Origin of the sequence: Nonomuraea mesophila (assembly GCF_004352805.1) — a bacterium.
In the GTDB taxonomy this organism is placed as follows: Bacteria; Actinomycetota; Actinomycetes; order Streptosporangiales; family Streptosporangiaceae; genus Nonomuraea; species Nonomuraea longispora.
The window spans coordinates 17,373-41,444 of record NZ_SMLD01000077.1 but is presented as its reverse complement, the minus strand read 5'-3'; the positions used below and the strand labels follow the sequence as shown (position 1 = coordinate 41,444).

Sequence of the window (24,072 nt, the reverse complement as noted above, 5' to 3'; positions counted from 1 at the left end):
GTTCAGGGGCGCGGCGTTCATGGCGGCGGTGGGGTGGCGCGGCCGAAACCGTCGCCGGCCAGGATGCGGTTCGGCGACGTCATGCGGGTCGGCGCGGTCGGCCTGCGTACCCGCCCGCTGCGGGCGTTCCTGTCGGCACTGGGCATCGCGATCGGCATCGCCGCCATGGTCGGCGTCGTCGGGTTGTCGTCCTCGTCGGGCGCCGAGCTCGACCGTACGCTGTCGGCGCTCGGCACCAACCTGCTCACCGTGTCGTCGGGCACCACGCTCATGGGCGAGGAGGCGCAGATGCCGCAGGACGCGGAGGCGATGATCGAACGCATCGGCCCCGTCGAGCGGGCGTCGTCCGTCGGGAAGATCTCCGAGGCCAAGGTGTACCGGTCGGAGCAGATCCCCGAGGCGCAGACGGGCGGCCTCAGCGCGTACGCCACGAGTCTCGACCTGCCCGGCACGGTGGGCGCGACCGTGCGCAGCGGCACGTGGCTGAACGCGGCCACCGAACGGTACCCGGCCGCCGTGATCGGCTCCGTCGCCGCCCAGCGGCTCGGCATCGGCGCGGCGGGACCGGACGTCCAGATCATCGTCGGCGGCGCGCGGTTCACGGTCGTCGGCATCCTCGACCCGGTGGCGCTCGCCACCGATCTGGACAGCGGAGTCCTGGTCGGCTGGCCGGTGGCGCAGTCGCGGCTGGGCTTCGACGGACATCCGACCACGCTCTACACCCGCTCGGACGAGGCCAAGCTGGAGTCGGTACGGCAGGTGCTGGCAGGCACGGCCAACCCCGAGGCGCCGAACGAGGTGGACGTCTCGCGCCCGTCCGACGCGCTGGCCGCCAAGCAGGCGACCAGCCAGGCGTTCGCCAACCTCCTGCTCGGAGTGGGCGCGGTCGCCCTGCTCGTCGGGGGCGTCGGCGTGGCCAACACCATGGTCATCTCGGTGCTCGAACGCCGCGCGGAGATCGGCCTGCGGCGGTCCCTGGGCGCCACCCGCGGCCAGATCCGCACCCAGTTCCTGTCGGAGTCGCTGCTGCTGTCCGCGATGGGCGGGAGCGGGGGGATCCTGCTCGGCATGGGCGTCACCATGGGGTACGCGTACTTCAGCGGCTGGCCGTCCGTGGTGCCGGCCTGGGCCACGGTGGGCGGGCTGGCGGCCACCCTGCTCATCGGCGCCGTGGCCGGCCTCTACCCGGCCGTCCGCGCCTCCCGGTTGTCCCCGACGGAGGCCCTCTCCACCCCGTGAACCGCGCCGCCCCCGGCACCACCAGGCCCTCGCCCGTACCGGGGGCGTGGTGACCGGTGCCGCCTGGGCGTCCGGTGTCAGGGGCGCCAGCGGCGCAGCCGGGTGTCCTCCTCGTACGGCTGCGCGTCCGGGTAGCTGACCAGCTCCACCACGCTGCCCCAGGGCGTACGGCAGTGGACGAACCGGTTGCGAGTGCCCGACTCCGCTCCCGGCAGCGGCACCGGCTCGCCCAGCGGCGACCCGCCGGCCTCGATCACCTGCTCGACCGCCGCGTCCACGTCGTCCACGTAGAGGGCGACGTGCTGCCACCCCAGATCGCACATGAGGACCGGGTCGGCCTGGCGCGGCCCGCCGAACTCGAACAACTCGATCCCGGGCCCGTTGGGCAGCCGCAGCATGCGCACCGCCAGCTCGACCGTCCCCTGCGGCACCCCCAACCGCCGCTCGACCGCCCATCCTTCCTTCGGTCCCCGCTCCTTGGGCAGGGTGTCATAGAGCACCTCGGCCCCGAACGCGCGCCCGAAGAACTTCGTCGCCTCGTCGAGGTCGGGCACCGTCACCCCGACATGGTCGATGCCGTGCACGGTCATCGGATACCTCCGAGGAAACCCCCGCCTTCAGACGGGGGAGGAATCGGACCCCTGCGGAGCAGGACAGGGGTAGCCGATTCGCCGCCAGGCGAACCGGCGTCAGAACGCCGCACGACATCGCACGGTTCGGTAGTGTGTTCGACGGTGGTGATAACCAAGCCACCGGACGAACGATCAGAAGCACCCTCGCCGCAGGGCTTGCGGAGAGGTGAAACGCCTGTGGAGCTGGTGTAAGACCTCAACGGGAGTTCCCTTTCCCGGGCGGGCGACCGGCGGTGAAGCAGGAAGGCCAGTCGGCGACGGCTGGAATCCCGGTCCTTCAGGGCCGGGAGGATGTCAAGAACCATCCTCCTTCACCGCCGCCGAGCCGCCCCTGGGCCGCCGTCGTACGGTCCTCCAGTTCCAGGGACGGGTCATCGGCCGCGGAGCCTGGAGATCAGCCCCAGGTTCTCGGCGCAGCGGCCGAGCCCGAGCGCCACCGACTCCAGCGGCCGCTCCGCCCTGCTCACCGGGATGCCCAGCGCCGCCCGCAACCGCCGGCCGAGCCCGCGCAGCAGCGCGCCTCCGCCGACCACCACGGCGCCGCGCTCGGCGAGGTCCACGGAGATCTCGGGCGGGCACTGCTCCACGGTGTCGACGGCGGCCCGCACGATGGACTCGATCGGCTGCCTGGTCGCCTCGTAGATCCGCTGGACGGGAAGCGGCACCGTACGTTCGTGGCCGGTGCCGCTCTCGCGTCCGCGCACCGTGACCTGCCGGTACAGCGGCTTCCACGCGGTGCCGGCCCGTCGCTTGGCCGACTCGGCCTCCTCGTTGTCGAGTTGCAGCCCGTGGTCGCGTTCGACCTGGCGGATGATGGCCCGGTTCATGCCCTCGCCGCCGCCGGGAACGGTGGTGGCCGCCATGACGTCTCCGTGGGAGAGCACGGCGATCCTGGTGGAGTCGCGCCCGATGTCGATCACCATGCGCCCGGCGCAGTCCTTGACCGGCAGGCCGACGCCGAGCGCCGCCGCCAGCGCGTGGGGGATCAGCAGGATCCCCCTGGCCTCCGCCTCGAACGCGATGTCGCGCAGCGCGGCCCGTTCGATCGGGGTGGAGTTGTCCGGCAGGGCGAGCACGACCCGCGGCCTGGAGAAGGGATGGCCGTGCACCTTGCGCAGGAAGTACCTGATCAGATGCCGGGCGAGTTCGTCGTCGACCGGCAGGCCGCCGCTGACCGGCCAGCGCGTCTCTCCCCGGGCGCCCTGGGCGGCCTCGGCGCCGTACCCGACGACCCGGCCCGTGCGGCTGTCGAGCATGACGGCGGACGGCTCGTCGAGCACGATGCCCTTGCCCTTGACGTAGACGCGGGTGCTCGCGGCACCCAGATCCATCGCCAGGTCATGACCGAGCACGTTCATCGCGGCACGTCCATCGTGGCGTCCGGGGCGTCGACCAACATGCGGGGTGTATTTCCTGGGCCGCTCCAACACAACACCAGGAACCGAATGGTCACCTTTTACCCGGCGGCGTACCCTTCGGTCGTGCTCGACTACGATCTCGAAGCCGCGCATTACGACGAGACCCGTGGCGGGCTGCCGCGGGCGGAGGCCGCGGCGGCCGCCGTGCGGGGTCTGGTGCCCGGGGGCACGCTGCTCGACGTCGCGTGCGGCACCGGGCTGGTGAGCAAGGAACTGGCCCGGCGCGGGCTGCGGGTGCTCGGTGTGGACGCCTCCGCCGGCATGGCGGGGCTGGCCGCGGGGCGCGTGCCCGTGGTACGGGGTGACGGCTCGCTGCTGCCCGTACGTGACGGGTCGGTCGACGCGGTCATCACGATCTGGCTGCTGCACCTGCTCGACGACGCCCGCCCGGTGATCGCCGAGGCCGCGCGCGTGGTGCGGCCAGGCGGGGTGTACGTCACGACGGTCGACAAGCGCGCCGCCCACGGGGGCGGAGGGCGGGGGCGTCCGGCCGACGGGGCGGAACTGGTCGTGACCGAGGCGGCGCGGCACGGCTTGCGGCAGGGCGGCGAGGTCACGTTCGTGGGTCACGGGCAGGGGCGCGACGGGCCCGACCCGGTGTTCCGGCTGCTGGCGTTCACGCGCGACAGGTGATGGGAGAGCCGGTTTCGCGCCGAAAGCGACGCCGTGCGAAGCTGTGGTTGTCCCCAACACCATGGAGGTCCTCATGGCGGAATCACCGGAGCCGGAAGTCAGCGAAACTCCCGAGGACGAGATGAAGCGCAAGTTCCGCGAAGCGCTGGAGCGCAAGCGCAACCAGCACGCGGCCTCCGGCGCTGGTGGCAGGGGCGTCGACCCATCGAAGATTCACGGGGCGCACGGCCCGGCTGCCAGTAAGAGGTCGTTCAGGCGCAAGAGCGGCGGCTGAGCTGGAGGAACCGAGGGGGTACGGCATGCCGTACCCCCTTTCGTATTCCCGGGCTAGGTAGATCTTTGCCCGGTTGATGGCGAATCGTTTGCGTATGTCCGATTCGCTGCTAGAGTTGCCGCCATTACCAGCCGGTGACCTGGCCCTTACCCAAGAGAGGGCCTCCGGCTGGCGCCGAATCCCGACTCGATCGGGAACCGGGGACCCACCTCACTGGGGTGAATCCGGCCATCTGCCGGTAGGGCATCTCCACGCCCGAACCCGTCAGCTAACCCGGTAGGCGTGATGGAGAGGACATAACGCATGTATCACCGCGTCGTACCCCTGAAGCGCGTAGCGCCGGCCGCCGTCTGAGCGGCCCTCCTTCCCTGAACATCCTGCCTCGCCCGATGTAGTCGCTCGGGCGTGCCGCTGCGCCGTGCCTTTCTGCCGGCGTGCCTCCCCCTCGTCCCCTCGCGAAGGACTTCTCATTTTCATGGCTTCCCGTTTTGGTCTGCGTTCCCTTGCCCTGCTCACCGCCTCCACCGTCAGCTCGATGAGCGTCGTCTGCACCGCTGCGCACGCCGATCCGGACACCGAGAAGAAAGCCCTGTTCAAGGGCTCGACCACGGCGTCGTACTTCTGGGACGACGGCTCGGGCCGGGCCGGTGACACCGGCCTGCCGGCCAGCGGCAAGCCGATGCAGAAGGGCATGGCCGCCAGCCCCAGCTGGCCGCTGCTGACCGAGGGCTACGTGATCTACAAGGGCAAGAAGATGCCCTTCTTCGTCGGCGACCGGGGGCCGGGGGAGCCGTCCAGCCGCGGCATCATGCTGGATCTCGACGCCAAGACGTTCGCCGACCTGACCGGCGGCACCTTCAACCGCGACTCGCTGATGATCGACGGCAACGGCGGCAAGGGACACATCAAGATCGACTACGTCATCACCAAGTGGGGTGACGGCCTGGGCAAGAAGGGGCGGCCGGTGCCCTTCTCGACCGGCGCCTACGCCCGGCGGGGCTGACTTTACGAACCCGGCGGCAGAATGACATTCTGGCCACCGTGACCCTCCGCGCAGCCGCGAACGGCATCGAGATCGCCTACGAAAGCATCGGTTCCCCCGACGGCCGGCCCCTGCTCCTCATCATGGGGCTCGGCGCGCAGCTCATCCACTGGGACGACGGGCTCTGCGAGCTCCTGGCGGAGCAGGGCCACCACGTCGTACGGTTCGACAACCGCGACGCGGGCCTGTCGACCCACTTCCACGACCAGGGCGCTCCCACGACGGGGGCGCCTTCGGCGTACCTGCTGGACGACCTGGCCGACGACACCGCGGGTCTCATGGACGCCCTCGGCTGGCCGGCCGCGCACGTGGTCGGCGTCTCCATGGGCGGGATGATCGCCCAGAGCCTGGCCATCCGGCATCCGGCGCGCGTGCTGACCCTGACCTCCATCATGTCGACGCCCGGGCCCACGGTCGCGCCGCCGACGGAGGCCGCGTTCGCCGCCCTGACCGCCCGTTCCGCCGCCGACCGCGCGGCCGTCATGGAGCAGTCGCTGGAGACGTACGCGGTGATCGGCTCACCCGGCTACCCGATGGACCGGGAGAGGATCGTGGAGAAGGCCGGGCGCGCGTTCGACCGCTGCTTCGACCCGGCGGGCAAGGGCCGGCAGCTCGCCGCGATCATGGCCTCGGGCGACCGCACCGACCTGCTGGCGAGCCTGACGATGCCGGCGCTGGTGCTGCACGGGGAGGCCGACCCGCTCGTCCCGGTCGAGGGCGGGAGGGCCACGGCGGCGGCCATCCCCGGCGCGCGGCTGGTGACCTATCCGGGCATGGGCCACGACCTGCCCGAACCGCTGTGGCCGGAGATCGCGCGGGAGATCACCAAGCTGACCACCGCCTGACGACCCCCCGGCCGCCCGCCTACGCGGACCGTTCCCTGTGCCGGAGGATCTCAGCCACGTGCGTCTCGGCCCACGCGACCACCGCCGAGATCGGGTCGTGCAGGGAACGGCCGAGGTCGGTCAGCGCGTACTCCACCCGGGGTGGCACCTCCGCGAACACCTCGCGTGTGATGAGCCCGTCGTGCTCCATGGTCCGCAAGGTCTGCGTCAGCACCTTGGGCGTGACGCCGCCGATGCGCGAGCGCAGCCGGGTGAAGCGCATGGGTCCTTCGGCGAGGCAGAGCAGCACCAGCGCCGACCATTTGTCGCCGATCCGGTCGAGAACCACCCGCGTCGGACAGTTCGGGTCGAAGGCATCACCGGTATCCACAAGGTACGTATAGCACGATGAAGTAACCAGTATCCGATGGATATCGTGACGCCATGAAGATCCTCCTTTTCGGCGCGACCGGCATGGTCGGTCAGCGCATCGCCGCGGAACTGGCCGCCCGCGGGCACGAGGTGACCGCCCTCAGCCGCACCGGGCCCGTCAAGGGCGACGTCCACGACACCGCCACCCTGGCCAAGGGCCACGACGCCGTCATCTCCGCCATCGCGCCGCCGCGCGACGGCACCGAGCCGGGGCCGCCGTTCCTCGCCGCCAACCGCGCCCTCATCGAGGGCGCGCGCACGGCCGAGGTGCGCCGCCTCATCGTCGTGGGCGGCGCGGGCAGCCTCCAGGTCTCGCCCGGCGTCGACCTGGTCGACACGCCCGGCTTCCCGGAGGGCTACAAGAAGGAGTCGCTGGCCGCGCGTGACGTGCTGCGCCTCTACCGGGAGGTCACGGACCTCGACTGGACCTTCGTCTCGCCGGCCGCCGAGATCGGACCGGGCGAGCGTACGGGCGCCTTCCGCGTCGGCGGCGACATGCTGCTGACCGACGACCAGGGCCGCAGCGCCATCAGCGCCGAGGACTTCGCCGTCGCGATCGCCGACGAGGTGGAGCAGGACGCCCACCCGCGCAGCCGCATCACCGTCGCCTACTGAGCCGCCTCGCCGGCGCCCCGCAGCCCGCCGGAGACAGCCGGAGGCTCCTCGGCGGCCTGTGCGGCGTCCTCGTCGGGGAGCAGCGCCTTCTCGTCGGGCTTGTGCACGAGCACGTTGTCCACGTACGACGTCACGGCGGTGGCCAGCCCCACGTCGGCGTCCGCCTCCTCCGACAGGTACCAGCGGTGGTCGAGGATCTCGTGGAAGAGTTGCGCGGGCTCCAGTTTCCCGCGCAGCTCGGCGGGGATCGCCTCGACCGTCGGCTGGAACACCTCCGCCAGCCACCGGTGCGCCACGATGGCCTCGTCCTCGTGCCGCAGGCCCTTGGCGACCCGGAAGCCGTCGAGGTCGTTGAGCAACCGCCGCGCCTGGTTCTCCTCCACGTCGAGCCCGGTCAGCCGGAGCAGGCGCCGCTGGTGGTGCCCGGCGTCCACGACCTTCGGCCGGACGATCAGCCGCCCGGTGCCGACCTTGCGCCGCACCATCATCTCGGCCACGTCGAAGCCGAGCAGGTTGAGCCGTCTGATCCGCTGCTCCACCCGGTGCCAGTCGACCTCCTCGATGATCTCGCTCTGGGTGATCTCGTCCCACAGGCGGTGGTAGCGGGCGACGATGTCCTCGGCGGTGCCCATGGGGTCGATCGACGGGTGCAGCAGCCCTCCGGCCTCCAGGTCGAGCATCTCGCCGAAGATGTTCGTGTGCGCCACGTCGATGTCCCCGCGCCGCTGCCCCTCGCTGATCATCGGGTGCATCTCGCCGGTCTCGGCGTCCACGAGGTAGGCCGCGAACGCCCCCGCGTCCCTGCGGAACAACGTGTTGGACAACGAGCAGTCACCCCAGTAGAAACCGTTGAGGTGCAGCCGGACCAGCAGCACGGCGAGGGCGTCCAGCAGGCGGGTGAGCGTGTCGGGGCGCAGGGTGCCCGACATGACCGCGCGGTAGGGGAGGGAGAACTGCAGGTGCCTGGTGATGAGTGCCGCGTCGAGGCCGTTCTCGCGGCCGGCGACGTACGCGACGGGCTCCACGGAGGGGGCGTCGAGCCGGGCGAGGTCCCACAGCAGCCGGTATTCGCGCTTGGCGTACCGCTCGCTGATCTCCTTGATCGCGTACACCTTGCCGGACAGCCGGGCGAACCGCACCACGTGGCGCGAGATGCCGCGGGGCAGATCGACCAGGTGACGCTGCGGCCAGTCTTGGAGGGGCACCTCCCAGGGGAGGCGGATCAGGTCAGGGTCGCCTAGCGCGCCGGTGATCTGCAGGGGCATTTCATCAGGATATTGTGCAGCAGTGGACGAGTTTCTCAAGTGGTACTTTTCCGACCGTCCCGTCATCGCCAGTACATTGGGGGCGGACGGCTACGATCACACCCTCGGCGATTTCACCGCCGCCGCCTGGACCGCCCGCGAGCAGGAGGAGGTCCGCTGGCTCGACCGCCTGTCGGCCCTCCGGACGGCCTCACTCGACGACACGATCGACAGAGACCTCGTGCTCTCCCAGCTGAGAGGTTCGATCGCGCTGGCGTCCTGGCCCGCGTGGCGGCGCGACCCCGCCACCTACCTGTCCGCGATCTTCGCCTCGATGTTCACGCCGTTCCAGCACCGGCTCAAGCCGGAGCCCGAGCTGGTGTCGGCGGCCGTCTCCCGGCTCGCCGAGGTGCCCGGCGTGCTGGCCGCCTGCCGCGCCAACCTGGACCCCGACCTGGCGGCCCCGCTGCTCGTCCAGCGCGGGCTCGGCCAGGCCCGTACCGGCCGCAACTTCCTCACCCGCACCATCCCCTCCATGGTCCGGGACGAGAGCCTGCGCGCGACGCTGGCCGAGGCCGCCGAGCCGGCCGCGCGGGCGTTCGACCAGCTGGTCGTGTTCCTGGAGGGCTTCGAGTGCGGCGGCACCTGGCGGATGGGGGAGAAGCTCTACTCCACGCTGCTGCGCGAGCGCGAGATGCTCGCGTACGGCGCCGCCGAGCTGCACGAGAAGGGCAAGGCCGCCTGGGCGGAGCTCGACGAGCGGATGCGCAGGGTCGCGCGCGGGGTCAACGGCACCGAGGACTGGCGGGCGGCCATGGAGTCCCTCATGGACGACCACCCGCCCACGCTGGCCGACATGCGCGCCGAGTACGACGCCGAGACGCAGCGGGCCCGCGCCTTCGTCAAGGAGCACGACCTGGTCACGTTCGCCGACGGCGAGGAGTGCCACGTGCTGCCGTCGGCCGAGTACACGCGCCCGGTCCTGTCCGTCGCCCACTACCTGTCGCCGCCCCCGCTGAGCGCCTCACGCACGGGCGTCTTCTTCGTCCCCTACACGCCCGACGACTTCACCCCCGAGCAGGTACGCCAGCGCCTGCGTACGAACTCGCGGGCCCAGATGCCGTCGATCGCCGTCCACGAGGCCTATCCCGGGCACCACTGGCACCTGTCGTACATGGCGGGCAATCCGCGCACGGTGCGGAAGGTCTTCCGCACGCCGTACTTCACCGAGGGCTGGGCCCTGTACGTCGAGAAGGTCCTGCACGAGGAGGGCTACTTCGACACCCCCGCCACCGAGCTGGCCCACCTCGACTGCCGGATCTTCCGCGCCGCGCGGATCGTGGTGGACACCGCGCTGCACTGTGAGGACATGTCCGTCGAGCAGGCCGAGACGTTCATGGCCACGAAGGCGTCGCTGTCGCCGGGAACCGCCCAGGGCGAGGTGAACCGCTACTGCGCCTGGCCCACGCAGGCGCCGTCCTACCTCACGGGCGCGATCGAGATCGACCGGATCCGGGAGATGGCCGGCGGCTCGCGCAAGGAGTTCCACGACCGGATCGCCGGGTCCGGCGGCCTGCCCCTGGGCCTGGCCGAGCAGGCCGCACTCGCCTGAGGTCAGGGGCGGCGGGGGAACGCCGGAGGGTTCTGCGCGCGTTCGACGACGGCGGCGAGCTGGTCGTCCGTGAGGATGGCCGGCTTGCCGACGCCGAGTCCCCTGACGTACACCTCGCACAACCACTCCAGCAGGCGGGTGGCCTCGAACGCCTGCTCCAGCGTCGGCCCGATGGTCACCCCTCCGTGGTTGGCCATCAGGGCCGCCTGCTTGCCCTCCAGCGCCGCCCGTACGTTGGCGGCCAGCTCGGGCGTGCCGTACGTGGCGTACTCGGCGACCTTGACCACGCCGCCGAGCGCGAGCGCGTTGTAGTGCACCGGCGGCAGCTCGGTCATGGTGGTGGCCACGACCGTCCCGAAGACGGAGTGCGTGTGCACCACGGCCAGCGCGTCCGTGGTCTCGTAGACGGCCAGGTGCATGGGGGTCTCGCTGGACGGCTGGGTGTCGCCTTCGACGAGGTGGCCCGACACGTCGACGATCGGGCACAGTTCGGGCGTCAGCCGGTCGAGCGCCACACCTGAGGGCGTGACCGCCACGAGGTCGCCCTGGCGCACGCTCAGGTTTCCCGAGGTGCCGATGACCAGGCCGAGCTCGACGGCTCGCCGCCCGTACTCGCACAGCTGCTCGCGGAGGCTCATGTGCGAAGAATGTAGTGGGTCGTCCGAAACGCGGCAATTAGCGGCGGTCGAGTGCGCCCAGCAGGATGCGCTCCGCGCTCGCCCGGGTGAGCCGGCCGGGGTAGAGGAGCAGGTGCAGGCTGAGGCCGTCCACCAGGGCCAGCAGGTGCTCGGCGAGGTCGTCCAGGTCCTCCTCCGCGCGCAGCTCTCCGGTCGCGCGGGCCTGCCCGAGCAGGTCGCGTACGGCGGCGCGCAGCTCGGCGGCCTCCGCCCGCTGGACTTCCGCCAGGCGGTCCGAGGTCAGGCTGCGGCTCCAGAAGCTGACCTCGAGCCGGGTCTCCTCGTCGCGCTCGGCGTCCAGCGGCAGGTTGTCGAGCAGCAGTTCGCGCAGGGCGGCCAGCCCCGTGGCGCCCCCGACCTTGGCGGTCAGCCGGGCGCGGATGCGCTGGTGCGACTGGCGCAGCGCCGACAGCAAAATCTCGTCCTTGTCGGCGAAGTAGTGGGCGAGCACCCCGTTGGAGTAGCCGGCCTCCTTGGCGATGGCCCGCGTGGTGGCGGCGTCGATGCCGTCCCTGACGATCACCCGGCCGGCCGCCGACATGACCTCGCGCCTGCGTTCGTCGTGGTCGACGATTTTCGGCATCAGGCTGCCCCTCTCGTAGGCGTACCTCACCATATTGACTTTTTATTCGGACGTCTGTCTATTTAGACCATGACCGTCGTCACCGTCGGCGTGCACATCGTCGACATCCTCGCCAGGCCCGTCGAGCACATCCCCGAAGGCCAGGACACCGTGCTGGTCGACCAGATCCGCCTGACCGCCGCCGGCGCCGCCGCCGGGACGGCGGTCGACCTGGTCAGGCTCGGCAACTCCGTGATCACCATGGGGGCCGTCGGCGACGACGAGCTGGGCGACTTCCTGCTGGCGGTGCTCACCAAGCGCGGCGTGGACGTCTCGCGCCTGGTGCGCAGGGCGGGGGAGCAGACCGCCGCGTCCATCCTGCCCATCAGGCCCGACGGCGGCCGGCCCAGCTTCCACGTGTCCGGCGCGAACCTCGGGGTGACGTACGCCGACCTCGACGCGGAGGTGCTGCGCGGCGCGCGGGCGATCCACCTCGGCGGGATGGACGTCACGTTCGGCCTCGGCGACCCGGCCTTCTTCGCGCTGCTGGACGAGGTACGTGCGGCCGGGACCATCGTCACGATGGACCTGCTGTCGGAGATGCCCGACCTGCTGGGCATGGCCAGGGCCTTCCTGCCCCACGTCGACTACGTCCTGCCCAACGAGTCGCAGGCCCTGCTCATGTCGGGGCTCATGTCGGGGCTCACGACGGGGCTCACGACGGGGCTCACGACGGGCGCCGCCGACGTCGCGGCGGCCGCCGGCGCTCTGCTGGCCGAAGGGCCGCGCGGCGTGCTCGTCACCCTCGGCGCGTCGGGCAGCCTCGTCGTGACCGCCGGCGGCGCGGAGCGGGTGCCCGCGATCAAGACGGAGGTCGCCGACACGACCGGCTGCGGCGACGCCTACTGCGCCGGCTTCCTCACGGGCCTGCTGCACGGCCAGGACGTGCCGGCCGCCGCCCGCTGGGGCACGGCCGCCGCCGCCCGGGTGGCCACGGGCCTCGGCTCGGACGCCGGCCTCACCGACCTCGAATCCACCCTCAGCCTCCTCTAAGGACCTCACGATGACCGACGCAGAACTCCGCCAGAGGGCCTCGAAGGTCGTCCCGGGCGGCATGTACGGCCACCTCAACGCCGCGCTCTTCGCCCCCGGCTTCCCCCAGTTCTTCGAACGCGGCCAGGGCTGCCGCCAGTGGGACGTCGAGGGCCGGGAGTACATCGACTTCATGTGCAGCTGGGGCCCCGTCGTGCTCGGGCACCGGCACCCCCGCGTGGAGGAGGCCGCCGACCGTCAGGCCGCGCTCGGAGACTGCCTCAACGGGCCCGGCCCCATCATGGTGGAGCTGGCCGAACTGCTGGTGGACACCGTGCCTAGCGCCGACTGGGCGATGTTCTCCAAGAACGGCACGGACGCCACCACGCAGGCGCTCATGGTCGCCAGAGCCGCCACCGGGCGCACGAAGGTGCTGATGGCGCACGGCGCCTACCACGGCGCCGACCCCTGGTGCACGCCGTCGCCCGCGGGCACGACGCCGAACGAGCGGGCCGACCTGGTGGAGTTCACCTACAACTCGCTGGAGTCGCTGGAGGCCGCCGCGGCGACCGTGGAAGGGGACGTGGCGGCGATCATCGTCACGCCCTTCAAGCACGACTCGTTCGAGGACCAGGAGCTGGTGGAGCCGGCCTTCGCCCGCGGCGCCCGCGCCCTGGCGGACCGCCTCGGTGCCGCCCTGGTGATCGACGACGTACGCGCCGGGTTCCGCATCGACCTGCGCGGCTCGTGGGAGCCGTACGGCGTGCGCCCCGACCTGACGGCCTGGTCCAAGGCGATGGCCAACGGCTACCCGATCGCCGCCGTGACCGGCACGGACGCGCTGCGCGGACCGGCGCAGACGTTGTACTCGACGGGCTCGTTCTGGTTCTCGGCGGTCGCGATGGCCGCGGCCAAGGCCACCATCGAGACGCTGCGCGACACGGACGGCATCGCCGCCATGGAGCGGGCGGGCACCCAGCTGCGCGAAGGGCTCCACGCGCAGGCCAAGTCGCACGGGTTCACCGTCAACCAGACGGGGCCGGTGACGATCCCGTGGCTGAGCTTCGACGGCGACGCCGACCTGTCCGTGGCGATGCACTGGAGCGACGCCTGCCTGCGCCACGGCGTCTACCTGCACCCGTGGCACAACTGGTTCATGTCGGCGGCGCACACGGAGGACGACGTCGCGAAGGCCCTGGAGGGCACGGACCGGGCGTTCGCGGAGACCCGCGCCCACGTGGGCTGACGGCCCGCGATCAGGTGCCGTCCCCGCGTAACCTGGCGCCCGGATGCCCAACACGCTAGGTGATCGGCCGGTCACTCAGTAGAGTGGATGCCTCTCGGAGCCCTCATGCCGGAGGGGCTCGAACCATGGGGGTCTCTCATGCGCGTGTCCACACTTCCGCTCGCCCTGCTCGCCGTGGCCTGTGCCGGAGCCTGCGCGGCGCCGCCGGCCCCGGTCCAGAACGCGGTAGGTCCCGAGGCCGCCACGAGCCCGGACAGCACGATCACGCTGTCCGGCTCCGGCGAGTTCACCGACGACGACACCTCGGCCATCGCCTACAACCGCAAGCTCGCCCCCAAGGGCGCCCAGGCCAGCGTCACCGTCGAGTCGTCGGGAGACGAGACCCGCACCTCGCTCGTCGCCGAGGGCCTGCTGCCCGACCGGCGCTACGGCGTGCACCTGCACACCAAGCCGTGCGGGGACAAGCCCGACGACTCCGGTCCCCACTACCAGCACACCCCGGGCAAGATCGATCCGGAGAGCGAGGTCTGGCTCGACCTCAGCACCGACGCCCAGGGGGCGGGCCGCTCGACGGCCCGCAACGACTGGGCGCTCGACCCTGGCAAGCTGCCGCGCTCGCTGGTCATCCACGCCAAGCCCACCACGCCCAAGGGCCCCGAGGCCGGCATGGCCGGCGACCGCGTCGCCTGCGTGACGCTCGAGAAGACGCAGTGACCGGCTGACCGCGCTGCTGCCCACCGCCGGAAGGGGAGCGCACGCCCACGTGCGCTCCCCTTCCGAGGGATTAGGCGATGTTCAGGACTTGCCGGCGATGGTGAAGGCGCCGCGGGCCAGGGCGGTCAGCTCCATGCCGAGCGCCCCGTCGTCCAGGAGCGCCTTCGGGTTGACGGCCATCGCCGTCACGACGTACGTCTTCCCGCCCGAGGTGCGGGCGAGGAAGCTCTGGTCGTGCACGCCCGGTTCCGAGCCGCCCTTGAACCACACCGTCGGCCACTGCTTGGCCGGCAGCCCCAGCCCGGCGTCGTTGATCGACATCGCCTCGTGGATGCGCTTGTCACCGATCTTCACGAGGCGCCCGTAGGCCTTGCAGATGTCGGACGGCGAGCCGAAATACTCGATCGTGTCCAGCTCACGCGGCTTGTCCCATGCGGCGATCGAGTCCAGCGGCACCTTGGCGACGACCTTCTTCAAGTAGTCCCGCTTCTTCGCGGTGCTCAGCGACAGATACCGCTTGGCGTGACGGGGATAGTCGGCGCCCTTCATCGCGAACAACTCGCGCGTGGTGATGAGCGGCGCGTTGCGCTTGTCGTTGTTGCCCCAGGCCCGCATCGTGCGCTCGACCCGCTCGCGGCCCACCTTGTGGATCAGCAGGTCGGTGGCCGTGTTGTCGCTGATGGAGATCATCAGTTTGGCGGCCTCCAGCACGGTGACCTTGCTGCCGTCGGGCCGGTCCTGGAGCTCGCCGGTGGGCAGGCTCTTCAGCTCGGGCGTGATGGTGAGCTTGGTGTCCCAGTCGAACGCGCCGCTCTTGATGCGCTGCGCCACCGCGCCCAGCACGTACAGCTTGACCATCGAGCCCAGCGGGCGCGCCTTGTCGCCGGCGACGGTGTGCAGGGGACGGCAGTCGCCGTTCTTCTTCACCTCCGCCGCGAGGAACCCGGTCTGAGGTGCGGCTTTGCGCAGCCGCTTGTCCAGCTGCGACCAGCTCTTCGGCGCGGGCAGCCGGTACTGCATGCCGTTGATCAGGCCGGAGCCGTTCACCGCGAGCACGACCTCGTACGCCGCGCCGCCCGTTTGCACCAGGGCGATCAGGGCGTTGTCCGTCGACTCGACGATCTTCGTCAGCCGCAGGTCCTTGAACGCGGCCAGGATCTGGTTGATCTGATCGGCGGGGACGCTCTTGAGGAAGGAGGCGGCGAAGTGCTTCTTCAGCTCGTCCTCGGAGATCGGGGGGCGGCTGCTCGCGTCGATCAGCCAGCCGAGCTGCTTGCCCGCCGGCGTACCGGGGACCTCGGGGGCGGCGGTGGCGGCGGCTCCGGCGGTGGCCACCGTGGCCTGGGCGGGAACCGGCTGGCTCACGAACGCCGTCATGCCGGCCGCCATTGCGGTCGCCGCGAGGGCCAGGGCAGGCTTCGACGGGGTATGCATGGACAAGCTCCTTCGGCTCGATGTCGTACATCAGTAGCGAACCGGAGCGCGGGGGTCGCGGGCCACCAAGTGAGCCGCCGTTCTCGCAGGTGGGGCTGTCCGTAGGAAAAATGCGGATAACCTCATAGACGCCCTCCTGATCCCCCATCGACCATGGAGGCTTATGAGATCCAGGCTGGTGGCCGGGCTGCTCGCGGTGGCCTCGGCCGCGGGGATCACGGTGGGCACGTCGGTGGAGTACGGCCTGCCGGCGATGGTGCCGTTCATCCTGGTCGCCCTGATCTTGCCGGCGGTCGGGTGGCTGCTGGCGTACAGACGCCCGGAGATCCGCTACGGCTGGGTGCTGCTCGCCGCCGCGCTGGGGTTGGGCGCCGGCATGCTGGGCACAGGGCTGCGCGGCGCCGGCGCCTTCCCGGAATTGTTCGCCTATGTGCAGTCCATCGGGCTCGCCCTGTTCTACGGGCTGACGTGGATCTTCGTCCCGCTGCTGTTCCCCGACGGCCGGCTGCCCTCGCGGCGCTGGCGGGCCGTCCCGTGGATCGCGGGCGTCGCGATCGCCGCGCACGGCATCGGGACCGCGGTGGGCGGGGTGGACCTCGCCAACCCGACGGTCCTGAAGAACCCGGTCGCGGCGTTCGTCGGGGGCACTGGGCAGGCCGTCACGTGGATCATCGCGGCGATCGTGTTCTGCGGGCTCGTGGTCCGCTGGCGGCGCAGCGAGCGGGCCGAGCGGGGGCAGTACGCCTGCATGGTCGCGGGCGTCGCCGCGACCGCGGCGGGCGGCGTGCTGACGTTGCTCATGATCTTCGGGCTGTACACGCCCTTCCTCGTGGGCGCGGCGGGCATGGCGCTGGTCGGGTCGCTTCCCGCCGCCATGGTGGTGGCGATCGTGCGGCACCGCCTGCTCGACATCCGGATCGGCGTCAGGGGATCGCGCCTGCACCTGGTGTTCGACGTGCGGCCCACGGTCGGCGAGGTGCTGTCGGACCTGGGCACGGCGCTGGAGGACACCCCCGAGCCGGTGGAACAGCTCGGCCGGCTGGCCGCCGCCGTACGCGACGGGCTGGAGCTCGAATGGGCGGCCGTGACGCTCGCCGACGGCACCCGCGTGGTGGCCGGCCAGGCGCAGGGCCCGGCCGTGCTGACCGTGCCGGTACGCGGCGGTCTCGGGCACATCGAGTGCGGCCCCAGGGACGCGGGGCGGCTGACCACCCAGGACCGGCGGCTCCTGGAGGCCCTGGCCGTGCCCGCGGGGCTCGCGATCCAGAGCGCCGGGCTGGTCACCCGGCTGGTCAACGCCCAGGAGGCCGAACGCCGCCGCATCGAACGCAACATCCACGACGGCGTGCAACAGCAACTCGTCGCCCTCATCGCCGGCATCGAGCTGGCCCGCGCCACGGGAGCGGGCGCCGACCTGCTCGCCCAGCTGCGCGAACAGGCCCGGCAGACGCTCGCCGACCTGCGCGAACTGGCGGCCGGCATCCATCCGTCCTCACTCAGCCAGGGCGGCCTGGTGGAGGCGGTCGAGGAGCGCTGCTCGCGCCTGCCCGTGCGTACGACGGTGTCCTCGTCCCCCGCCCTGAGGTCGAGGCGCTTCACCGACGAGATAGAAGGTGCGATGTACTTCACCGTGAGCGAGGCCGTCGCCAACGCGCTCAAGCACGCGAAGGCCACCACCATAGAGGTACGCCTGACGCTGGCGGACGGCCGCCTGACCGCCGCCGTCGCCGACGACGGGAAGGGCTTCGACCCGTCGCACACGCCGCGCAGGGGGCTGGCGACGTTGTCGGACCGGCTGGACGCCCTCGGCGGCGGCCTCGGCATCGACACCGAGCAGGGGAAGGGGACACGGGTGAACGCGTGGGTGCCGGTCGATGAGTGACCCGATCCGCACGGTCGTCGCCGACGACCACTACCTGGTGCGCGAAGGCACCCGCCGGCTGCTGGAGATGTCGGGCGAGGTGACGGTCGTCGGCGCGGTGGGCAACGCCGACGAGCTGCTCGACGCCGTACGCCGGCTCGGCCCCGACGTCGTGATCACCGACATCCGGATGCCGGGAGGGGACTGGCGGCAGGGTTTCGAGGGCATCGACGCCGCCCACCGCATCCGCTCCGACCATCCGGGTGTCGGCGTGGTGGTGTTGTCGCAGTTCGCGGACGCGTTGTTCGCGTTCGAGCTGTTCAAGCACGGCACCGAGGGCTACGCCTATCTGCTCAAGGACCGGGTCGGGGACCTGGACGAGCTGCTCGGCGCGATCGGCGCGGTGGCCTCGGGCGGCTCGGTCATCGACCCGAAGGTGGTCGAGGGCCTGCTGGCCAGGCGCGACGTGCGCGGCCAGCGGGAGGAGCTGACCGACCGCGAGCGCGACGTGCTGCGCGAGATGGCGCACGGGCGCTCCAACTCGGCCATCGCGCGGGCCCTGCACCTGTCGATCTCGTCGGTGGAGAAGAACGTCAACGCCATCTTCACCAAACTCGGCCTGGAGAACAGCGGGGACGTGCACCGCAGGGTGGCCGCCGTGCTCGCCTACCTGGGGCCCGACCCGTCCTAGGACGCTCTTGGAGATCGACTCCGCGGCAGGCGAGCAGCCCCCGGCTTCATTCGCCGGGGTAGCGCACCCCGATCTCCTCGCGGACGGCGTCCATCGTGGTCATCACCGCGACCGACTGCTCATGGGTCATCAGCGGGCTCTCCATCTCGCCCTCGGCGATCAGCCGCTCAGCCTCCGCGGCCTGGTACTGCATGCCTCTGCCGGTCACCGGCTCGTCGAACCGTTCCAGCTCCTGCCCCGCCACGTTCTTCACGGTGACCGCCGCGGGGAAGTACCAGACCTCGTCGATCTCGATCCGGCCCTCGGTCCCGAGCACCACGGCGGTGTTGGGGCCTCTGGTCTCCATGGAGGAGTACGTCGTCGAGACGGCATCGTTGCGATGACGCATCACCGTCGCCACACAGACGTCGACGCCGGTGTCCCTCAGCGTGCCGCGTCCGGTGACCTCCGCGGGATCGCCGAGGATGTCGTGGGCGAAGGACACCGGGTAGACGCCGACGTCCAGCAGGCAGCCGCCGGCGAGGTCGAGGTTGTTGAGCCGGTGCGCGGGGTCGGACGGGAGCCGCTGCGTGTGGTCCGCGTGCAGCGAACGGACGTCGCCCACGAGGCCGCGTTCGATCACCGACCTCACGTACGCCATATGAGGGAGGAAGCGTGTCCACATGGCCTCCATGACGAGGAGCCCCTTGCTGCGACCGAGCTGGAACACGGCGCGGGCCTCGGCGGCGTTGACGGTGAACGCCTTCTCGACCAGCACATGTTTGCCGTTCTCGAGGGCGGCCGTCGCATTGGCGGCGTGGAAGTTGTGGGGGGTTGCCACGTAGACGATGTCGACGTCAGGGTCGGCCACGAGCTCGTCGTAGGAACCGTGGGCGTGCTCGATGCCCCACTTCCCGGCGAAGGCACGCGCGTTGTCCGCCGACCGCGACCCGACCGCGGCGACGCGATGGCCGTGTGCGACGAGGTCGCGGGTGAAGGCGTTGGCGATGCCCCCGGTTGCGAGGATGCCCCAGCCCACCTCGCCCTGGGACATGGGAGAAGGTCGTACGTCGGTCATCGGATACCTCCGAGGAAACCCCCGCCTTCAAACGGGGGAGGGATCGGACCCCTGCGGAGCAGGACAGGGGTAGCCGATTCGCCGCCAGGCGAACCGGCGTCAGAACGCCGCACGACATCGCACGGTTCGGTAGTGTGTTCGACGGTGGTGATGACCAAGCCACCGGACGAACGATCAGAAGCACCCTCGCCGCAGGGCTTGCGGAGAGGTGAAACGCCTGTGGAGCTGGTGTAAGACCTCAACGGGAGTTCCCTTTCCCGGGCGGGCGACCGGCGGTGAAGCAGGAAGGCCAGTCGGCGACGGCTGGAATCCCGGTCCTTCAGGGCCGGGAGGAGGTCAAGCGGTCTCTCTGTAGTCGAGGACGACCTGAAGGGCGTCCTGAGGCATTTCGTCCAGCATGTCGAAGGCGTCCGATGCGCTCTTGGCGGGGAAGACGTGAGTGACGAGGTCGTCCAGGGCGAGCTTGCCGTCATGCGCCAGTGACAGGACCGTGCGCGACATGCGCAGGTCGCTCCAGCGGTGCTGAAGGTGCGCCGCCACCCCCGAGATCTGCGAGCAGATGATGGCGACCCGGTTGTGGTGGAACTCCTCACCCAGCTTCAGGGCCGTCGCCGGCCCCTGGAAGAACCCGCCGGCGACCACACGGGAGTTGTAGCCGACGGTGCGGACGGCTTCCTGGAGCGCCTGGTACGCGCCGCTCATCTCGATCACGACGTCCGCTCCCCGGTTGTCGGTGGCGGCGCGAACCGCGGCGGCGACGTCGCCACTGGCCGGGTCCAGCGTTTCGTCGGCGCCGAGCCGCTCGGCGAGGGCGCGCCGCGTCGGAACCGGGTCGACGACCGTGACCCGCGCGCCGTTGAGGCGGGCCAGCTGGGCGACGATCTGGCCGGGTACGCCGGCTCCGAAAACGACCACCGACTCGCCGAGGTGGATGTCGGCGTCGAGGATCGCGTTGAAGGCGATCGCGCCGATCCGTCCGAAGACGCCCATCATCGGCTCGACACCGGGCAGGAGCCTCTGCCTGGCGTACTCGACCGGGCGCACGACCGTCGACCGGTGCCCCCACGATCCCCAGACGAGCTGGCCGACCAGGTCCTCGTCGCCCGTGGATCCGACCGCGGCCACCCGGCCGACCTCTTCGTAACCCCAGGCGTCGATCGGGTAGGACATGGTCGAGCTGCCCGGGACGAACAGCTTGCGTGCCGGGTCCCATTCACTGGCCAGGTAGGGGTTCGTGCCCCGGTAGGCCGTCAGCTCGGTGCCGGCGGAGATCCCGGAGTACGCCGTCTCCAGCAGGACCTCCCCGGGACCCGGTGACGGGTCCTCGACCTCGACCACGTCGACCGTGCCTGGCGAGGAGAAACGTACAAGGTGTCCCACGGGCTTTCAGCTCCTCTTCTGTGGGGGTTGATCGGCGACCAGGCGGAAGACGAGCGCCTGCTCGGGGTACAGCATGGGTCCCTGCAGCCCGACGGCCTGCAGCGCCCTGCCGGAGATGACGGGACCGTCGAGCCACCAGGAGGGCTTACCGCTGCGGGTGCGCACGAGGGCGCCGGTCGAGAGGGAGACAGGCTCGACGCGGTAGGACAGGTCAGGGTCCAGGGCCGGCAGTCTGATCCGGCCCGGCTGCGCGGCCGCGGACGTGTCGAGCGCCACGAAGGTGAAGAGCGCTCGCGTCCGGTCCTGGCTCACCACGCCGTGGGCCCAGTAGGCGTCGTCGGGGTAGTCGCAGTGCACCGCGGTGCCGCTGTGCAGCAGCTCGCGCTCCTGCTTGTACAGCGCCACCCACTCGCCGAGCTCCGCCAGCTCCTCGGGAGAGGCGGTGCGCAGGTCCCACTCGATGCCGAAGTGGCCGAACAGGGCCGTGGCCGCCCTGAAGGCCAGGGAGTGCGTGCGGTCGGTCGTGTGGGCGGTCGGGGCGCCGACGTGGCTGCCGACCATCTCGGCCGGCAGCACGAGGCCGGTCCACCGCTGGATCCTCTGCCGTTCCAGCGGGTCGATGCAGTCGCTCGCCCATACCCGGTCGGTGCGCTGGAGCACCTCGAGGTCGACCCGGCCTCCGCCGGAGGAGCACGACTCGATCTCGAGCTCGGGGTGCCGGCGGCGCAGCTCGTCCATCAGGGCGTACGCCGCCGAGGTCTGTGCGTGCACCTTCGCCTCACCGGTACGGCGGTCGCCGGCTTCGACCAGGTCGCGGTTGTGGTCCCATTTGATGTAGTCGATCCGGTACTCCGCGATGAGCGCGCTGATCGACTCGAGCACGTGGTCGAAGGCCTCGGGAATGGCGAGATTGAGCACGTGCTGGTGGCGGCCCGTGAGGGGGAGGCGTCCATCGCCCGGCGCCAGAATCCACTCGGGATGCGCGCGGGCGAGCTCCGAGTCGTCGTTGACCATCTCCGGCTCGAACCAGAGCCCGAACTGCATGCCCAGGCCGCGGACGGCCTCGACCAGGGGGTGGAGGCCCTTCGGCCAGATGGCGGGATCGACCTGCCAGTCACCGAGCCCCTTCCGGTCGTCACGGCGGCCGAGGAACCAGCCGTCGTCGAGGACGAAACGTTCGGCCCCCACCTTGCTGCCAAGCGTCGCCAGCTCGATCAGGGTGTCCACATCGTGGTCGAAGTAGACGGCTTCCCAGGTGTTCAGGACGACGGGCCTCGGTGAGGCCGGGTGGGCGGGCCGCGCCCGGAGATGCCGGTGGAAGGCGGCGGAGACCGCATCGAGCCCGTTGCCGTGGACGGCGTACAGCCAGGGGGTCGTGTAGGTGTCCCCAGGCTCGAGGGTCATCTCTCCAGGAAGGAGGACCTCGCCGCCGCCCAGAAGGCGTAGCCCGTTGAGGCCGAGCTCCGCGAACGTGACGTGGTTGCCGCTCCAGGCGGTGTGAACGGCCCACACCTCACCACGCCGGAAGCCGAAGTCGGTCGTTCCCGCCACGAGCAGGAAACTCGCGTCGGAGCCCGTGCGACCGCGGCGGCCCTCGCGTAGGTGTGTGCCGGCGTGGAAGGGATGCCGCTGAGGGGAGCGCTCTCGCAGGTGGCGCCCGGTGAAGTCGAGAATCTCCTGCGCCTCGGCGGGGACCGGCAGCGCCAGGCGCATGGCATCGACCGTGAAGGTCCCGCTCTCTGCGGTGTTGGTCAAGGCCGCCCGCAGGCGCGCGACTCCTTCGGCGGAGAGCTCGATGGTCGTCGTGAGGGCGAGCTGTACGGCCTCGTCGACCGCCCGGCTCACGAGCACCTGGCCCTGGTCCGGCCGGCCTGACAGCTCGTGCTCCGTGGCGAGGAACCGCGTGCTGAAAGCGGTCCCGTTCCGATGTCCCTCCAGGCCGGGGGTGCCCGTCCAGCCGGCCGACTGCTCGGGCAGCACGGCGGGGTGCCGGTGTTGTCCGGGCAGTCCGTCCGCTCCGAACTGCGCCTCGCTCAGGGTGGCGAGGAAACGTTCGTGGGCGGGGTCGTCGTCCAGCCGCGCCCCCCAGTGCAGAACTCGTGGCACGCCCGAGCTGACGTCGACCACGAGGCACGTGGCCGCGGCGGTCAGCGTGTGAACCCGGACGGACCCGGCCGTCGACAAACTCATGTGCGCTCCAGTTATAATTTCACAGCGAAACTATAGCTGGACAGCATGCCATACGGATCGCCGGTGGACGACCCCCTGTTCCGGGGCGGTCGGCCAAGCCCTCGGATCAGGAGAACCAATGCGCCCCGACCTGCCCGCCTCGTCGAGAGCGATTGCCATCGACGTCCTCGTGCACGGCGCCCAGTCCCGGGCCCAGCTCGCGAAGAAGACCGGTCTGTCGGCGCCCACGCTGACCCGCCTGGTGCGGCCGCTGCTCGATGCGGGTGTCCTGGTGGAGTCCGAGTCCGTGCGCACGACCGGCCGAGGGCGGTCGTCGGTCCTCCTCGATGTCGTCGCTGACGACCACCGGTACGTCGGCGTGAAGCTCACCAGGGAGTCGATCTACGCGGTGCTCACGAACCTCCGGGCCGAGGTGCTGGCCAGCGAGACGTTGCCCGAGCCGTCGCTGGACGTGCCGGACGTGGTGTCCTGCGTCGCCGGCGTCGTCTCCCGGATGGAGGACAGAGCCGGCCGGCCTGTGCGGGGCGTCGGCGTGACCGTGGGCGGCCGCGTGGACAAGGGCGAGACCGTGGCTGACTCGCCGTTCCTGGACTGGCACGAGGTGCCGTTCCGTACGTTGCTCGCCGAGCAGGTCGATGCCCCGTTGTTCCTGGCCAACGACGTGGTGGGCCTAACGATGGCGCAGCAGTGGTTCGGCTATGGGCGCACCTATCCGGACTTCGCCTTGCTGACGGTCGGCGCGGGTGTGGGGTACGGGCTCGTGATCAACCACGAACTCGTCCCGACCTTGGTCAGCCCGATCGGCCACCTGCCCGTCGATCCGCATGGGCCGCTGTGTCCCGCCGGCCATCGTGGCTGCATGACGGCCTTCGTGACCTCGGGGGCGATGGCCAACACCGTCTCCCTCGCGCACGGGCGGCTCACCACCTACGACGAGGTGCTCGAACTCGCCGAGGCCGGTGACCCGGCGGCCGCGCGCGTCGTCGCCGAGGCGGCACACGCCGTCGGCCGCGCGACGGCGGCCATCACCTCGCTGACCGGAGTCGACCGCATCATCCTCTCCGGAGAAGGTGTGCGGCTTGTCGAGATCGCCCCTGACAGTCTGCGCGCCGGCCGCGTCGAATACGCGGACGAGCAGGTCAGCGTGTTGGATCCGGTGATCAGGCCGATGGACTTCCTGGAGTGGGCTCGGGGAGCGGCAGTGGTTGCGATCAAGGCGAGCTTTCCCTGAGGTTGGACACACCCCCTCTTGACTTCATAATT

General features: G+C 70.9%; 23 protein-coding genes and 1 riboswitch. Of the genes, 13 read left to right on the top strand and 10 right to left on the bottom strand.

Annotation, left to right across the window (positions count from 1 at the left end):
• Positions 1 to 63: 63 nt before the first annotated feature.
• Positions 64 to 1,239, top strand: a complete 1,176-nt coding sequence (locus E1295_RS26370) for an ABC transporter permease (RefSeq protein ID WP_132633731.1) — start codon at positions 64 to 66, stop codon at positions 1,237 to 1,239.
• A 77-nt stretch (positions 1,240 to 1,316) separates the two neighbouring features.
• On the opposite strand, the gene E1295_RS26365 is transcribed toward E1295_RS26370, so the two are convergent.
• Together E1295_RS26365 and E1295_RS26360 are read right to left on the bottom strand one after the other, a co-directional pair.
• A complete protein-coding gene (locus E1295_RS26365; RefSeq protein ID WP_132633725.1) occupies positions 1,317 to 1,829 on the bottom strand; it encodes a VOC family protein in 513 nt (170 codons plus the stop codon).
• Between the two features lie 413 nt (positions 1,830 to 2,242).
• Positions 2,243 to 3,229 (bottom strand): rod shape-determining protein, encoded by a 987-nt coding sequence (locus tag E1295_RS26360; RefSeq protein WP_166427422.1) that lies wholly within the window; start codon positions 3,227 to 3,229, stop codon positions 2,243 to 2,245.
• 123 nt (positions 3,230 to 3,352) lie between these two features.
• Here E1295_RS26360 and E1295_RS26355 point away from each other — a divergent pair, with 123 nt between their 5' ends.
• From E1295_RS26355 to E1295_RS26340, 4 genes are all read left to right on the top strand, one after another.
• Positions 3,353 to 3,922 (top strand): class I SAM-dependent methyltransferase, encoded by a 570-nt coding sequence (locus tag E1295_RS26355; RefSeq protein ID WP_132633721.1) that lies wholly within the window; start codon positions 3,353 to 3,355, stop codon positions 3,920 to 3,922.
• Positions 3,923 to 3,995: 73 nt separating this feature from the next.
• On the top strand, positions 3,996 to 4,196 hold the full coding sequence (locus E1295_RS26350) for a DUF5302 domain-containing protein (RefSeq protein WP_132633719.1): 201 nt from the start codon (positions 3,996 to 3,998) through the stop codon (positions 4,194 to 4,196).
• Positions 4,197 to 4,358: 162 nt separating this feature from the next.
• Positions 4,359 to 4,494: riboswitch (cyclic di-AMP (ydaO/yuaA leader) on the top strand.
• Positions 4,495 to 4,671: 177 nt separating this feature from the next.
• Positions 4,672 to 5,199, top strand: coding sequence for a hypothetical protein (locus E1295_RS26345; RefSeq protein ID WP_132633717.1), 528 nt, complete (start codon positions 4,672 to 4,674; stop codon positions 5,197 to 5,199).
• Positions 5,200 to 5,237: 38 nt separating this feature from the next.
• Positions 5,238 to 6,083 carry an alpha/beta fold hydrolase gene (locus tag E1295_RS26340; RefSeq protein ID WP_220448896.1) on the top strand — a complete coding sequence of 282 codons (846 nt, stop codon included), beginning with the start codon at positions 5,238 to 5,240 and terminating at the stop codon, positions 6,081 to 6,083.
• A 19-nt stretch (positions 6,084 to 6,102) separates the two neighbouring features.
• Here E1295_RS26340 and E1295_RS26335 read toward each other — a convergent pair whose 3' ends face one another.
• Positions 6,103 to 6,453, bottom strand: a complete 351-nt coding sequence (locus E1295_RS26335; protein WP_132633715.1) for a winged helix-turn-helix transcriptional regulator — start codon at positions 6,451 to 6,453, stop codon at positions 6,103 to 6,105.
• 53 nt (positions 6,454 to 6,506) lie between these two features.
• Between E1295_RS26335 and E1295_RS26330 the strand changes: the two genes are divergently transcribed.
• The gene (locus E1295_RS26330; protein WP_132633713.1) at positions 6,507 to 7,109 is read left to right on the top strand and encodes an NAD(P)-dependent oxidoreductase; all 603 of its coding nucleotides are present in this window, start codon (positions 6,507 to 6,509) and stop codon (positions 7,107 to 7,109) included.
• Here E1295_RS26330 and E1295_RS26325 read toward each other — a convergent pair.
• Positions 7,103 to 8,374 carry a DUF4032 domain-containing protein gene (locus E1295_RS26325; protein ID WP_132633711.1) on the bottom strand — a complete coding sequence of 424 codons (1,272 nt, stop codon included), beginning with the start codon at positions 8,372 to 8,374 and terminating at the stop codon, positions 7,103 to 7,105. The two genes, E1295_RS26330 and E1295_RS26325, sit on opposite strands and share 7 nt — an antisense overlap.
• Before the next feature lie 22 nt (positions 8,375 to 8,396).
• Here E1295_RS26325 and E1295_RS26320 point away from each other — a divergent pair, with 22 nt between their 5' ends.
• Positions 8,397 to 9,965: a DUF885 domain-containing protein gene (locus E1295_RS26320; RefSeq protein WP_132633709.1), complete on the top strand. Its 1,569-nt coding sequence runs from the start codon at positions 8,397 to 8,399 to the stop codon at positions 9,963 to 9,965.
• 2 nt (positions 9,966 to 9,967) lie between these two features.
• On the opposite strand, the gene E1295_RS26315 is transcribed toward E1295_RS26320, so the two are convergent.
• Together E1295_RS26315 and E1295_RS26310 are read right to left on the bottom strand one after the other, a co-directional pair.
• The gene (locus tag E1295_RS26315; protein ID WP_132633707.1) at positions 9,968 to 10,603 is read right to left on the bottom strand and encodes a class II aldolase/adducin family protein; all 636 of its coding nucleotides are present in this window, start codon (positions 10,601 to 10,603) and stop codon (positions 9,968 to 9,970) included.
• Positions 10,604 to 10,640: 37 nt separating this feature from the next.
• On the bottom strand, positions 10,641 to 11,225 hold the full coding sequence (locus E1295_RS26310) for a TetR/AcrR family transcriptional regulator (protein ID WP_132633705.1): 585 nt from the start codon (positions 11,223 to 11,225) through the stop codon (positions 10,641 to 10,643).
• A 69-nt stretch (positions 11,226 to 11,294) separates the two neighbouring features.
• Between E1295_RS26310 and E1295_RS26305 the strand changes: the two genes are divergently transcribed.
• The 3 genes from E1295_RS26305 (at position 11,295) to E1295_RS26295 (ending at position 14,196) form a co-directional block, all read left to right on the top strand.
• Positions 11,295 to 12,257 carry a carbohydrate kinase family protein gene (locus E1295_RS26305; protein ID WP_132633703.1) on the top strand — a complete coding sequence of 321 codons (963 nt, stop codon included), beginning with the start codon at positions 11,295 to 11,297 and terminating at the stop codon, positions 12,255 to 12,257.
• Between the two features lie 10 nt (positions 12,258 to 12,267).
• Positions 12,268 to 13,482 carry an aminotransferase class III-fold pyridoxal phosphate-dependent enzyme gene (locus E1295_RS26300; RefSeq protein ID WP_132633701.1) on the top strand — a complete coding sequence of 405 codons (1,215 nt, stop codon included), beginning with the start codon at positions 12,268 to 12,270 and terminating at the stop codon, positions 13,480 to 13,482.
• A 144-nt stretch (positions 13,483 to 13,626) separates the two neighbouring features.
• A complete protein-coding gene (locus E1295_RS26295) occupies positions 13,627 to 14,196 on the top strand; it encodes a superoxide dismutase family protein (RefSeq protein ID WP_166427420.1) in 570 nt (189 codons plus the stop codon).
• Between the two features lie 81 nt (positions 14,197 to 14,277).
• Here E1295_RS26295 and E1295_RS26290 read toward each other — a convergent pair whose 3' ends face one another.
• Positions 14,278 to 15,630 (bottom strand): serine hydrolase, encoded by a 1,353-nt coding sequence (locus E1295_RS26290; RefSeq protein ID WP_132633697.1) that lies wholly within the window; start codon positions 15,628 to 15,630, stop codon positions 14,278 to 14,280.
• Positions 15,631 to 15,793: 163 nt separating this feature from the next.
• Between E1295_RS26290 and E1295_RS26285 the strand changes: the two genes are divergently transcribed.
• Entirely contained in the window at positions 15,794 to 17,512 is a 1,719-nt protein-coding gene (locus E1295_RS26285) for a sensor histidine kinase (RefSeq protein WP_132633695.1), read from the top strand.
• Entirely contained in the window at positions 17,505 to 18,182 is a 678-nt protein-coding gene (locus E1295_RS26280) for a response regulator transcription factor (protein ID WP_132633693.1), read from the top strand. Before E1295_RS26285 ends, E1295_RS26280 begins: the two co-directional genes overlap by 8 nt.
• A gap of 46 nt (positions 18,183 to 18,228) precedes the next feature.
• Here E1295_RS26280 and E1295_RS26275 read toward each other — a convergent pair whose 3' ends face one another.
• The 3 genes from E1295_RS26275 to E1295_RS26265 all read right to left on the bottom strand — a co-directional run bounded on the left by E1295_RS26275 (position 18,229) and on the right by E1295_RS26265 (position 22,809).
• The gene (locus E1295_RS26275) at positions 18,229 to 19,239 is read right to left on the bottom strand and encodes a Gfo/Idh/MocA family protein (RefSeq protein ID WP_132633691.1); all 1,011 of its coding nucleotides are present in this window, start codon (positions 19,237 to 19,239) and stop codon (positions 18,229 to 18,231) included.
• A 336-nt stretch (positions 19,240 to 19,575) separates the two neighbouring features.
• Complete coding sequence (locus E1295_RS26270; RefSeq protein WP_132633689.1) at positions 19,576 to 20,619, bottom strand: zinc-dependent alcohol dehydrogenase; 1,044 nt, start codon at positions 20,617 to 20,619, stop codon at positions 19,576 to 19,578.
• Positions 20,620 to 20,625: 6 nt separating this feature from the next.
• Positions 20,626 to 22,809 (bottom strand): alpha-galactosidase, encoded by a 2,184-nt coding sequence (locus E1295_RS26265; protein ID WP_132633687.1) that lies wholly within the window; start codon positions 22,807 to 22,809, stop codon positions 20,626 to 20,628.
• Between the two features lie 118 nt (positions 22,810 to 22,927).
• Between E1295_RS26265 and E1295_RS26260 the strand changes: the two genes are divergently transcribed.
• The gene (locus E1295_RS26260; RefSeq protein WP_166427419.1) at positions 22,928 to 24,040 is read left to right on the top strand and encodes an ROK family transcriptional regulator; all 1,113 of its coding nucleotides are present in this window, start codon (positions 22,928 to 22,930) and stop codon (positions 24,038 to 24,040) included.
• Positions 24,041 to 24,072 lie beyond the last annotated feature (32 nt).